We start from the raw sequence: 13,047 nt of genomic DNA, 5'->3' as shown, positions 1-13,047 counted from the left end.
AAGCCTCTCTGGGCCGATGGTACTGCATGGGTAACTGTGTGGGAGAGTAGGTCGCCGCAGGGAATTTAATGGAAAAAGCCCCACCAGTTCCTGGTGGGGCTTTTTCGCGTCTTGACCAGGCGAGCAGCGAGGCAACTGCACAACCGGCCTGGAGCTCCAAGCCTTCAACGATGCATGGTGCCCGCAAGGCTGAGACCTATGCGCGGCTGGCCAGGGAGACCCAGAACCCATCGGACGTGCGACTGCCATGGAAAGCCAGTATCCCCTCCTCTCCACGAGGGAAGGGGTATACGGTGGTTTGCCCCGAAGCTTTGCAGTTGACCATAGCTACAGGCTTCCCCAAGATTCACCCGCCTTGTGTATTGCAGCAGGGAGATCTTTCCCGCCGAAGGCCACCTTGTACACGTCTTTGTACTCTCGCGCAAAGTGCACCTCCAACCCCTCTTTCAGATAGTCTGGAAGCTCAGCGAAATCCTTCCGGTTTCCTTCCGGGAAAACGAGTGCCTTCAGCCCTGCACGCCGCGCGGCAATGGTCTTCTCCTTTACCCCGCCTATCGGCAGCACCCTCCCGGTCAGTGTCAATTCCCCGGTCATTCCCAGCTTCGACAAGACGGGCTTCCCCGTCATCATCGAAATCAAGGCGGTCGCCATGGTGACGCCGGCGGACGGACCATCCTTCGGTGTGGCACCTGCGGGCACATGGAGATGGACAAAGTGGGTATCGAAGAAATCCTCCCCCGCTCCGTACTCCTTCAGATGCGCCATTACGAAAGAGTAGGCTATCTCGGAACTCTCGACCATGACGTTGCCGAGCTGGCCTGTCTGCCTGAACCCCTTGTTCTTGCTCGGCATGGCCGTCGCCTCGATGGGAAGTGTCGCCCCGCCCATGCTGGTCCAGGCAAGACCGGTGACGACGCCGGGGACGTGCTCGAAGAGCTCCTCGGTCGTGAAGACCGGCTGCCCCAGATAGGCGACCAGGTCATCACGTCCAACTACGATCGGGGCGATACGACCTGTGGCAAACTCCCGGGCCGCCTTCCGCATCAGCTTCTTGATCCGGTTCTCCAGCGTCCTCACTCCGGCTTCGCGTGCCCAGCCGTCTATCAACGCCGCCAGGGCGTTCTTCCTGATGCTGACCTGCCCAGGCTGCAACCCATGATTCTTCAGGGCCTTCGGGATCAGATAGCGCCGTGCTATTTCCATCTTCTCCTCGAGGATGTACCCCGACAGGCGTATCACCTCCATCCTGTCCAGAAGCGGTGCCGGAATGGTGTCCAGCTGGTTCGCGGTGGCTATGAAGAGAACATTCGACAGGTCGAACGGCACATCCAGGTAATGATCCCGGAAACTGGCGTTCTGCTCGGGATCCAGTACTTCCAGCAATGCAGAAGCCGGGTCCCCCTGAAAGCTGGCCCCGATCTTGTCTATCTCGTCCAGCATCAGCACGGGATTAGAAGTGCCGGCGCTCTTCATGGCCTGGATGAACTTGCCGGGCATGGCGCCGATATAGGTCCTGCGGTGCCCCTTGATCTCGGCTTCATCCCTCATGCCGCCCAACGAGAAGCGGTAGAAGGACCGACCAAGTGCGTCGGCGATGCTTTTGCCTACGGAGGTCTTGCCGACGCCGGGGGGGCCGACCAGGCAGACGATGGAACCTGAGATGTCCCCTTTCATCTTGCCCACCGCGATGAATTCGATGATGCGGTCCTTGACGTCGGACAGGCCGTGGTGATCCCGGTCCAGTATCCGCCGGGCCTTTTCGAGGTGGTACGAATCCTTGCTGAATTTCCCCCATGGAAGGATGGTGAGCCAGTCGAGGTAGTTCCGGGTGACGTGGTACTCAGGCGATGAGGGCTCCAGCAGCTTCAGTTTCTCGATCTCGTCGGTCACCGTCCGCTGGGCTTCATCGTTCAGCTTGAGGTCCTTCAGGCGCTCCTCGAACTTTTCTACTTCGGCGGTCTTTCCTTCCTTCTCGAGCCCCAGCTCCTTTTTTATGGCCTTCAACTGCTCGCGCAGGAAGAATTCACGCTGCTGCTGGCTGATCTTCTCCTCGATCTGCTTGTTGATCTTGGTCTGCAGCCGCGAGATTTCCAGCTCCTTCTTGAGCAGGATCAGGACGATGTCGATCCTCTTGCGCACGTCGAACGATTCGAGAACCTGCTGCAGCTCGTTCCCATCGGCGGAAGTCAGGTTGGCCGCAAAATCGGCCAGTCTCCCCGGGTCGTCCAGACTGGAGCGGCCGAGGAACATCTTGATCTCCTCGGAGTACAGGGGGTTTATCTGGATCAGCTCCTTCAACGTGCCCACCACCGCCATGGAGTAAGCCTTCAACTCGGGGTTGACCGAGAGCTCGGTCCCATACTGGTAATTCACCTTGGCAAAAAGCACGCCCCCCGTCTGGGTAATTTCCTGGATGGTGAAGCGCTCGATGGTATTGACCAGGAACTGGATGCTCTTCTCATCGGCCTGCATGATCTTGACGATCTTCCCGGCCACCCCGACTTGGTGGAGATTTTCCGGTCCGTCGGGTTGATCCGGATCCTTGGCCAGCACCAGGGCAATGGCCCTGGCCTGGGTTTCCATGGCCCGCTTGACCGCCTCCATCTCGTGGGGGTCGGTGAGGACCATGGGGATGAGCAGGTTCGGGAAGGCAGGTCGCGGACGCAAAGGTATTATCGGCAGCCCGGTCGGCAGGACATCTGATGCGAGGACGAGTCCGCCGGGGTCAGGCGCATCGTTAACTTCGGCATCTAGTATTTCGCTGTCTCTTTCGCTCATGCTTCTCTCCTGGGTGTCTTTTGGAGGAAAATAAGCATCACCAAGACAAGTGTCAACCTCGGCCCTGAAATACCTGGTCCTCGGAAGGATGGAATAAGAGACGGCTAATTGTTGAACGGGCACTACCTGGAGTATGTCGAGCGGAGAGTGTGGATGGCGGGAAGTCGGAAAGCTTCTGTAAGATCAGATAGTAGAGCAGCCCGGACAGTCATCGTAGACTGAGATGTCCAGGCTGCAATGTCGCAGCATAGCAAGAGTTACATCGTCTCCCGTCGCAGGTTTTCCGCAAGCTCCCGGAAAACCGCTTCCCTGACTGCATATTCGAGCCAGTAGCCCGATAGCCTGCGTGCGCAATTAATCATCCCGACGATACTGGCGGAGAAACCTCCCGCGACGATGGCGTTTGTCTCTCCGTTGATGATCATGACGATGCTCGCTATGAACAGCACCAGGCTTGACAGGAAAAGCGGCATCTCAACATGCCGAAACGGTGATTGCAGCACGTGGCTGAGCGAGGCGTAAACTGCAGCGTGGTTTTGCACCGCTTTGATGTATTTGTCCAAATCGGAATCATGGAAGCGGGATACGGAGCGCAGGTAGAGCCTTCTGAAGGCCTCCCTGCTGGTCGTTGCCATGCGGTCGCCGTAGTAGTGCTCGATCTCGATGTCGATGGTGTAAGTATCCATTTGGGCCTTCTTTACGGCTACCTGAGCCGTTCATTCTCTTAGTGCAGTCTAACGCCATTTGCAGAATACGTACCAGAAATGTTCACTCCGGATGCAGCCCACAAAGACAGCGGCATCCTTGAAAAATGGGGCAGCCGCCTTATTCGGAAACTTTTGCTGCCAGCGGTTTGCCGACTCGACCCATTATACCATCCCGCCATTTGGCGCATCAAAGACTGCCAGTCCCACTCACCCGATCGCCTCGAGTTGGACGGCGAAGGTCAGGTCCTGTCCCGCCAGTGGGTGGTTGCCGTCGAGAGTCACAGCGGTATCGGTAACTTCCACGACTACCATGGTTCGCGCACCTTTCCCGGCAAACTCGATAGCCAGCTTCTGCCCCGGATTTATTTCCTTTCCTGCCGGAAGACACCCTCTATCAAGCTTGATGATGTTCCCGGCAAAGCGTGGACCGTAAGCATCCGCGGCGGGAATGACCACGTTACGCACCTCACCGACTTTCATGCCGGTGACCGCGGATTCCAACATGGGAAATACTTCGAGGCTTCCGACTGTGAAAACGAGTGGCTCACCCTCGGGGGTGGCATGGAAGATCTTGCCATTGTCGAGGGTCCCGATGTAGTTGATGGAAACTTTGCTGCCGGCTCTTATCCCTGTCATCCTTTAACCTCCCGGCTACTCGGCCGCATCTGATCAGCCACACTTTGCAACAAGCCGGCCATCTGTAAACCGGCCTGACGACGTCATGCTCTCCCCGTCCGGCTGAAATTTATGCCGAATCGGACGGCACGATGCACGGGAAATAATCGGCGGATCGGGCGCGCCCCTCAGAGCCAGTGCTTGGGATACTGGCGGTGGTGAACGACGTTGTTGGTGAAGAGCGCCACCACGAGGAGGATGATGACCCCTGAAAGAACGGGGATGAATATGAAGGCAGCCGTGGCGTGGCTCTGGACGCCGATCAGGGCGGTTGCACCGCCGGGGGGGTGGACGGTCCGGGTGAGGTACATGAGGCAGATGGAGATACCTACCGCAAGCGCTATCGCCCACGAATCAGTCCCACCCGCAAAGACCGTCAACACGGCCACGGCAGAGGAGACCAGATGTCCCCCGATGAGATTGCGGGGTTGGGCCAGGGGGGATTCCACCGCTCCGAAAAGAAGCACAGCGGAAGCGCCGAAAGAGCCTATCAGCAGCGGACAGCCAGCCATGCGGGTCACGGCGAAAATGGCCATGATTGAAGCCGTCCCGGTGAGCATTCCCCAAAGGGCGTATTTCATTGACAGCGGCGGATGCTTCGCGCGCAGACCGCCTCTCATCTTCCCCGGCACCCTGGCAAGGCGTTTCTTCACAAGTTCCCTCCTCATGGTCATGACATGAAAGTCAGTGAGCGCCAACGTTACAGGTTACGAGTCCACCTTCTGCGACCGACCGCCTGACATCTGGCCCCTGCCCCCACCCTTACCGTAGTTAAGGCTCCCCCTCCGTTGACGGGAGGGGCCGGCAAGATAACAGATCATAGAGGGTGGCGGGCGAGGAGTCCTTGACCGTTGTCAAAAATGTCGAGGAGCCCGATAGGACCGCTGTCACTTCGGCGTCACATCAAAATCTCCTCGCGGTTAACCGGATACTGTGCTACTTTTTTTGCCTGGAAAACCACTATTCAAACGGGGCGTCACCGATGGCAACCGATTCAGCAATCCAGATGGAACCGGGGTGGAAACAACATCTGCTGGAGGAGTTCCAGCAACCTTACATGACGGAGCTCAAGGAGTTCCTGCGCCGCGAAATCTCCAGCCGAAAGACGATCTATCCCAAGGGAAGCAACTACTTCAACGCCTTCAACTCGGCGCCCCTCGACCAGGTCAAGGTGGTCATCCTCGGTCAGGACCCGTACCACGGACCGGGCCAGGCTCACGGGCTCTGTTTCTCGGTTCCCGAAGGCATCGACGCGCCGCCTTCGCTGGTCAACATCTTCAAGGAGATCCGGGCGGACCTCGGTTTGCCTCCGGAAAGCTTCCCGCATGGCAACCTGAAGAAGTGGGCCGACCAGGGAGTCCTGCTCTTAAACAGCGTGCTGACGGTCGAAGCCGGCCGTGCCGCCTCCCACCAGGGGAAGGGGTGGGAGACCTTTACCGACCGGGCCATCTCCGCCCTGAACCGGGAGCGGGAGCACGTGGTCTTCATGCTCTGGGGCGCCTATGCCCAGAAGAAAGGGGCGGTCATCGACGGAAGCAAGCACCTGGTACTGCAGGCCCCTCACCCGTCGCCACTTTCGGCGCACCGGGGTTTTCTCGGCTGCCGGCACTTCTCCAAGGCCAATGAATACCTGGTGAAGCACGGTGTCGAGCCGATCGACTGGAAGCTGGTTTAGGAGTATATTTAGCCGATGCAATCACAAGCCATAGCCGAAAACAAACCGTCCCACACCACCTTCTGGCTGGTGCTCACCACCTTTTTCTGGGGAGGGAGCTTCGTCTTCAACAAGATCGGCTTCCGCGAGATACCTCCGCTAACCTTCTTCTTCCTCCGTTTCACCCTGGCGGCTCTAATCATGGGGCTTCTCTGCCTTCCCCGGTTGCGCAACTTCAATCTTTCAGTTTTGAAGACCGGCCTCATCGTCGGGCTGGCCCTGGGCGCTACCAACCTCTCCTTCGTTTTGGGCGTGAGCGGCACCTCGGTATCGAGGGCCGGGTTCCTCAATAACCTCTTCGTGCTCCTCGTTCCCCTGCTCTGTTTCGCCTTCTGGCGGGAGCGGCTTGACCGCTGGACGTTGGCGGGATTGCTTTTGGCGATGGGGGGGCTGTGGCAGCTGGCGCGGGGAGGTATCGAGGGCTTCAACAGGGGCGACCTCCTCTCCACCCTGTGCGCCGTCTTCATAGCCATCCACATCATCTCGGTCTCCAGGTTCCTGGCCGATGTGGACATCTACCTGGTGAGCCTCGTCCAGTTCACCACGGTGGCCGCGGTGGGGGGCATACTCTTCCTGATTCTTCCTTCCCGCCCCTTCTCGATCAGCGCCGTCTCGGCCGGTTCGGTGATATATTGCGCCATCTTCCCCACGGTTATCTGCTTCACCCTGCAGAATACCTACCAGCGCTATACCACGCCCACCAAGGCAGGGTTGATCTATACCCTTGATCCGGTATGGAGCATGACCGGTGGGATGCTGCTACTGGGCGAGCGGCTGACCGGCCGGGAATGGATGGGCTGCGGGCTGATCTTCGCGGCCGTGATCCTCCCGTTGCTGGTGAAGCGTCTGCGCGAGCGGCAGCTGCGGCAAGGGTATCCGGAAGCAGCTCTCGCGGTGGAGGAAACGGGCGCCGGTTGATCGGCAGGCACCACCGACTTATACGGAAAGGAGAAAAGCCCCACCTGGGTTCCCGGGCGGGGCTTTTCTTGTCGTTCCTGCTTTAACCCATCGGTAATCGAACCTGCAGATCTGCCCGCTCAGGTTGGCGCCGGAGAGTGTGATGTGACGCTGATTTGACGGGAGTAGCGTCCTGTGGGAAAGTAGATGGGGTGACAGAAGAAGGGAGAACGGGGGGCGAGCCATGGTCCCGATTCGGGGCGGCTGGCAGAGAAGGAGCTAGCTCAATGGACCTGCAGAAGATCCGTCAGGACTTTCCGATGCTGGAAGAGAAGAAGGGACGCCGGGTGGTCTACCTGGACAACGCCTGCCAGACCCTGCGCCCCAGGCCGGTGATCGAGGCCATCAACAGCTACTATACCGAGATGTCGGCCTGCGGCGGGCGCAGCGTGCACAGGCTCGCCACCGAGGTAGGCCGCCAGTGCGACGCGGCTCGCTCGCTCGTCGCCAAGTTCCTGAGGGCTTCGAGAAAAGAGGAGGTCATCTTCACCCGGAACACCACCGAGGGGATCAACCTGGTAGCGAACTCCCTCGATCTGCAGGAAAAAGATGTGGTGCTGATCTCGGACAAGGAGCACAACTCGAACCTCCTTCCCTGGCTGGCCCTGGCCCAGAGGCGAGGTGTGGAGGTGAAGATCATCCCGTCCAGGGAGGACAACACTTTCGATCTGCAGCGGTTCCACGATCTGCTGGACCGAAGGGTCAAGTTGGTGAGTCTCGGGCATGCCTCGAATCTCGATGGCGTCTGCATCCCGGCCGGCGAAATCATCAAGTCGGCCCATGACAACGGATCCCTCGTGATGCTGGACGCGGCGCAGACGGCTCCCCATCAAAGGCTCGACCTCAAGGCGCTCGATGTGGACTTCCTGGCATTCTCCGGCCACAAGATGCTCGGTCCTGCCGGGACCGGCGTCTTTTTCGGAAAATACCATCTCCTCGAAAAGCTCAGCCCCTTCATGGTCGGCGGAGGAACCGTGGTCTCCTCCAGCTACGAGGGGTGCGAGTACCTTCCCCCTCCCGAAAAATTCGAAGCAGGGCTGCAGGATTACGCCGGTATCATCGGCCTGGGGGCGGCGGTCAAGTACCTGGAAGAGATCGGCTTCGAGACGATCCAGCGACAGGACCTCCTTTTGAACCGCGTCATCAGCGAAGGGATAAGGGAGTTGTCACGCTTCAGGATCATAGGTCCCGCGGACCCCGCCCAAAGGGAAGGCATAGTATCGCTCTCCCCAAAAGGGATCGACCCGCACCGGATCGCCCTGATGCTCGATCAGATGGCTGACATCATGGTGAGGTCCGGCCAACACTGCGTCCACTCCTGGTTCAACACCCATGACTTGCCCGGTTCGCTCAGGGTGTCGGTCTACTTCTACAACACCGTGGAAGAGGCCGAGCTCTTCGTGCAGAGCCTGCGCAAGATCGACAAGGTGCTCTGAATGTTCTGCATCGTCGCCTTCATAATTCTCGCCATCGTGGGCATCTTCAGCGCGAGCTACCGGGAACTCGCCGCGGAAGCCTGGAACTGCGTCTTCAGGCGGGTCACCCTGCGGCCCTGCAATACCGGGTTCGACGAGAAGATGAAGAGCAGGATCCTCGGGAGCGTGATCAACCGCTCCGAAACCGCGGCACGGCTTCTGAACAGGAACTTCGAGCTCCTCTCCTGGACCATGTTCCTGCTGATGGCGGCCAGCACCATCTACGCCGCACGCGGCCTCTATCTCTTCTATGTCACAGGAAGCTGCAGCGGTCTCAACGAGAGCAGCTTCTGCCTGCTCGACCCCGGCGGAGAGAATACCAAGGTCTCCTCGGTAGCCAACAGCTGCCCGGTGACGCCAGCCACGGTAGCCGACCTGACTCTGAAGGGAGTGAACCTGGAGCTCTTCCCCACCATCAGGGGAAAGGACAGGGGGACTGTGGTCCTGATCGGCTGCTACGGCTGCAGCTACACGCGGAAGGTATATGACAAGGTGAAGGAGTTGGCGCTGAAGGAGCGGACCACCTTTACCTTCGTCAGCTATCCCGTCAAGGTGAGAACCAACCTCATGACCCGCCTCGGGTACTGTGTTTACCGGCAGGACCAGGGTAAGTACTGGGAACTCAACGAGAGGCTCTTCAAGGCGGAGCCGGCCAGGCTGGATGATCCGTCATACGCCCGGCAGCTGATCTCGGAGCTGGGGCTCGACTCGTCGCAGACCGGCCGCTGCCTGGCTGACCCGGCCACCGAGGAGGCCGTCAATCGGCAGCAGGAAGAGGCCAACAAAACGAACTTCTTCGGAACCCCGACTATCTTCATTAATAACGAGGCTTTCGTGGGGCCCAAGCCGCCACGGGTCTACGCCATCTCCATGAAGGGGCTCCTTTACTGGATGTAGAGCGCACCGCCCCCATGCTCGCCGCTTCGCCCGGCTCCTTTTCCAGTCGCACCGCCGCGAAAGCGAGGGCCTCGACCAGCGCCGTCGCCCGCGGGGGCACCTGGAACGATCGCCCTTGCTGTAAAAGATAGTCACTGCCGTCGCCGACGGTGATCCAGAGCGTTCCGCTCAGGCAGCGAACCACCACCCCTTGGCGGCCGGTGACCCGCATCAATTCTCCCTTCCCCAGGCAGCATTCCATCTCGTTTCCCCCCTTTGTAGGCCGCATAAACTTTACCTTCCGAGGCCGGTGGCGTACAGATACAGGAAATGTGATTTGTATTCATCACAGTTGTGAAATATGATGACTGTACCCTGCTCAAATGAGGCCGATTGTATCTGGGGATATGACAGCTGATCGGTTAGAGTGAGGGGCGCTATGAAGGGTGTAGGAGCTGCCGTCTCGGGCGCGAACGGACAGGTCGGGAATGTCGGAAAACGGCCTGATACGGCTGAGAAACGAGGGGAGGGGATATGGAGTTGGCGACGTCGTCGAACGCGAGGCCGCTCTACGAGCGGGTAGGTGACGAAATTGTGGCGCTGATCGAGGGGGGGACCTTTCGGGTAGGGGAGCGCCTGCCGTCGATCAGGAAGCTGAGCTCACAGTTGAACGTCAGCATCAACACCGTGGTCCAGGCGTACGCCCTGCTGGAGGACCAGCGGATCATCCAGGCCCGGCCCCAGTCCGGCTACTACGTCTCTGCGCGCACCCCGGAAATAGTCGACGCCCCGCCTTCCTGCCCGAAGTCGATCCTGCCCACCGTGGTGACACTGTCCCATCTAAGCCAGCAGGTGATCCGGAACATGATGGACCGGGAACTGCTGCCGCTGGGAAGCGCGATCCCGAATCCGCAGCACCTGCCGGTTGACAGGCTCAGCCGGATCATGTCCGCCGAGCTGAGGCGTTTCGGCGCCCAGAGCGTCTCCTACATGATGCCGCCGGGGAGCGAGCGGTTGCGCACCCAGATCGCCAAGCGCTCCCTCCTTTCTGGTTTCAGTGTGACACCCGACGAGGTCTTGATCACTTCCGGATGCGTGGAGGCCGTGCAGCTGGCCCTGAGGGCGACCTGCCGCCCCGGCGACACCATAGCGGTCGAATCCCCCTTCTACTTCAACTTCCTGCAGCTCATCGCGGAGATGGGGCTCAGGGCGCTGGAGATCCCGTCCACGCCGAGGGAAGGGATCAGCGTCGAGGCGCTCCGTTACGCGATCGAGAACAACAGGGTCAGCGCCTGCCTCGTCATCCCCAACTTCAGCAACCCGCTGGGGAGCCTGATGCCGGACGACCGCAAGCGCGAACTCGTGCAACTCCTTGCCTCCCGCGATATCGCCCTCATCGAGGACGACATCTACGGAGACCTCACCTTCGGCAAGGAACGGCCGGTCGCGGCAAAAACGTTTGACACCAAGGGGCTGGTGATCTATTGCTCGTCGTTCTCCAAGACGCTGGCCCCCGGTTATCGCGTGGGATGGGCCATCGGGGGGCGCTTCCAGGGTGAGATGGAGCGGCTGAAGATGATGACCACCCTGGCGGTGGCCTCCCCGACCCAGCTTGCGCTGGCAGAGTTTCTGGCCAACGGCGGCTACGACCACCACCTGCGCACCATCAGGCGGGTCTATGCCAGGAACCTTTCCCAGATGGCTGATGCCGTTGCGACCCACTTCCCGGAAGGGACCCGCATGACCCGGCCGGGAGGCGGATTCATGCTCTGGGTCGAGTTGCCGGAGGGGGTGGATTCGATCGAGCTGTTTCAACAAGCGCTGGAACACAAGATAGGAATAACCCCCGGGCCGATCTTCTCCCTCAGCGACAAGTACCGCAACCACATCAGGCTGTCGGCAGCTTCCTGGGATGAAAGGATAAAGCGGGGGGTGGAGACCCTGGGAAGACTGGCCAGAGAGGCCAGAGAGGCCAGATAGGAGATTACTTTGTCGGAAATTACTTTGGATGGTGTGACTGCTGTTATCAACGATGCCGCTCGGCTGGAAGCTGTCACCTTGAGGATGCAAGACGGCGAGCATTGGGCCATCGTCGGGGCGAACGGATCAGGGAAGTCTTCGCTGGGGAGGTTGCTGTGCAACGGGCTGCGGGTCGTCTCCGGGATCTGCCGTCTCCCGGCAAGAACGGGTTACGTCTCGTTCGAGCGGGTCAACGAGATCCTGGAAATCGAGAGGTACAACGACGACTCGGACTTTCTCGACTACGTAGATGAGGGGACCCTAGCACGTGATTTCATCCTCGGTGACGATGCCGCGGCTGAAGCAAAACTCGCAGGCCTTGCCGGGCAGCTTCACCTAGGCGACATCCTGGACCGGGGGATCAAGTTCCTCTCCACGGGGGAGATGCGCAAGGTCGTCATCTGCAAGGCCCTGATCGAGGAGCCGGAACTGCTGGTGCTGGATGAGCCCTTCGACGGACTTGACCTGGCGTCCTGTGCGGCCCTGCGCTCCCTGATCGGCGGCTGCGTGGCCAGGGGGATCGGCATCGTCCTCCTCTTGAACCGCTTCAGCGAGATCGTCCCCGAGATGACGCACATCGCCTACATCAAGAACTGCAGGGTGATCATGTCAGGCGCCAGGGACGATTTGCTGAAGTCGGAGGCGCTGCGGCGTTTGCACGCCTTCCATTACACCCTTCCCGCCGCCTTGCCCGAAGAGGACGTCTCTTCCAGGAGGGACCCGTTTCCTGCCGGTACCGTGCTGGTCGGGATGAAGGACGTGACGGTGAAATACGGGGACAAGGTCGTCCTGAACAGGCTGAACTGGACGGTGAGGGCGGGGGAGCACTGGAAGATTTCGGGGCCGAACGGCTCGGGGAAATCGACCCTGCTAAGCCTGATAAGCGGCGACCACCCCCAGGCCTATGCCAACGACATCACCCTCTTCGGCATCAAAAAGGGGTCGGGGGAGAGCGTGTGGGACATCAAGAAGCGCATCGGGTTGGTCTCCACCGCTCTGCAGCAGGATTACAGGGTCGGCGTGACCGCAAAGATCGCCGTGATCTCGGGCCTTTTCGACTCCATCGGCGTCTACGGCGACTACACCAAGACGCAGCAGGAGATAGCACTGGAGTGGCTGTCGCTGCTGCACATGGAGAAGCAGGCTGACCTTCCCCTGCGTAACCTCTCCTACGGCGAGCAGAGACTGGTCCTGCTGGCCAGGGCGATGGTGAAACAGCCGGAGATCCTGATCGTCGATGAGCCGTGCCAGGGGCTTGACGACGTGAACAGGGAGATGGTGCTGAAGCTGATCGACCACCTGGGGCGGGCGGGAAAGACGCAGATCCTCTACGTGACGCACCACCCGGAAGATCGGATCCCCAGCATCACCAACAGCCTGGAACTCGTCCCGGCGGCGGGAGGGGGATGCACCGCCCGGACTGATGCCGCGTGCTAAAGGCACTTCCCTCCCTTTTCCGGCTCACGTCACAGTTACATCTCCATCGTGTGATGGAAGAAATACTATGACAGCTTTAACAACGGTTTCAAATGAACAGTGAATGCTTTGTCACCGAGTTTGCCCCCACATCTTCAGCAATGACCACCATGTCGAAACACTTACACTGCTTCTGTCACTGTGCCACCGTCAAATATGATGACAGACCAGATTAGCTGCGGCTTAACATGTCGCGCTCTCTGGTAGTCGCTTGCTTATTGTGCTGCAAAATGTTACACATATGGGTTAGTTTTCAAATACCAATAACAAGAGAAAGTGTAGCTGTTTTAGCTCCTTGGAACCGCTCTCTTCTCAAGCTGGATGCCATGAAACCAATTATTGCCATCGTCGGACGACCGAACGTCGGGAA

Annotated in this window: 11 protein-coding genes; 6 read left to right on the top strand and 5 right to left on the bottom strand. The window is 59.5% G+C overall.

From position 1 onward, the window contains the following. Window positions 1–327 precede the first annotated feature (327 nt). From lon to AC11W3_RS16240, 4 genes are all read right to left on the bottom strand, one after another. Window positions 328–2,778, bottom strand: coding sequence for an endopeptidase La (gene lon / locus AC11W3_RS16255; RefSeq protein WP_484090051.1), 2,451 nt, complete (start codon window positions 2,776–2,778; stop codon window positions 328–330). 257 nt (window positions 2,779–3,035) lie between these two features. Then, window positions 3,036–3,464 (bottom strand): GSU0071 family protein, encoded by a 429-nt coding sequence (locus tag AC11W3_RS16250; RefSeq protein WP_484090050.1) that lies wholly within the window; start codon window positions 3,462–3,464, stop codon window positions 3,036–3,038. 228 nt (window positions 3,465–3,692) lie between these two features. Continuing rightward, on the bottom strand, window positions 3,693–4,121 hold the full coding sequence (locus tag AC11W3_RS16245) for an FKBP-type peptidyl-prolyl cis-trans isomerase (RefSeq protein WP_484090049.1): 429 nt from the start codon (window positions 4,119–4,121) through the stop codon (window positions 3,693–3,695). Between the two features lie 167 nt (window positions 4,122–4,288). Continuing rightward, window positions 4,289–4,813 (bottom strand): HPP family protein, encoded by a 525-nt coding sequence (locus AC11W3_RS16240; protein ID WP_484090048.1) that lies wholly within the window; start codon window positions 4,811–4,813, stop codon window positions 4,289–4,291. Between the two features lie 329 nt (window positions 4,814–5,142). Here AC11W3_RS16240 and ung point away from each other — a divergent pair, with 329 nt between their 5' ends. From ung to AC11W3_RS16220, 4 genes are all read left to right on the top strand, one after another. After that, window positions 5,143–5,835, top strand: a complete 693-nt coding sequence (gene ung, locus AC11W3_RS16235) for a uracil-DNA glycosylase (protein WP_484093355.1) — start codon at window positions 5,143–5,145, stop codon at window positions 5,833–5,835. Window positions 5,836–5,850: 15 nt separating this feature from the next. Continuing rightward, complete coding sequence (locus AC11W3_RS16230; RefSeq protein WP_484090046.1) at window positions 5,851–6,792, top strand: DMT family transporter; 942 nt, start codon at window positions 5,851–5,853, stop codon at window positions 6,790–6,792. A 266-nt stretch (window positions 6,793–7,058) separates the two neighbouring features. Further along, the gene (locus AC11W3_RS16225) at window positions 7,059–8,267 is read left to right on the top strand and encodes an aminotransferase class V-fold PLP-dependent enzyme (RefSeq protein ID WP_484090045.1); all 1,209 of its coding nucleotides are present in this window, start codon (window positions 7,059–7,061) and stop codon (window positions 8,265–8,267) included. Further along, window positions 8,268–9,203, top strand: coding sequence for a DsbA family protein (locus tag AC11W3_RS16220; protein ID WP_484090044.1), 936 nt, complete (start codon window positions 8,268–8,270; stop codon window positions 9,201–9,203). Here AC11W3_RS16220 and AC11W3_RS16215 read toward each other — a convergent pair. Further along, the gene (locus AC11W3_RS16215; RefSeq protein WP_484090053.1) at window positions 9,124–9,444 is read right to left on the bottom strand and encodes a DUF2917 domain-containing protein; all 321 of its coding nucleotides are present in this window, start codon (window positions 9,442–9,444) and stop codon (window positions 9,124–9,126) included. The genes AC11W3_RS16220 and AC11W3_RS16215 overlap by 80 nt on opposite strands. A gap of 272 nt (window positions 9,445–9,716) precedes the next feature. Between AC11W3_RS16215 and AC11W3_RS16210 the strand changes: the two genes are divergently transcribed. After that, entirely contained in the window at window positions 9,717–11,162 is a 1,446-nt protein-coding gene (locus tag AC11W3_RS16210; RefSeq protein WP_484090043.1) for an aminotransferase-like domain-containing protein, read from the top strand. 9 nt (window positions 11,163–11,171) lie between these two features. Beyond that, on the top strand, window positions 11,172–12,638 hold the full coding sequence (modF, locus tag AC11W3_RS16205; RefSeq protein ID WP_484093354.1) for a molybdate ABC transporter ATP-binding protein ModF: 1,467 nt from the start codon (window positions 11,172–11,174) through the stop codon (window positions 12,636–12,638). The last annotated feature ends 409 nt before the right edge of the window (window positions 12,639–13,047 follow it).

Source organism: Geomonas sp. (assembly GCF_056994735.1).
Note: the sequence above shows the minus strand (reverse complement) of the source record. Positions and strands in the feature narration are given on the sequence as shown.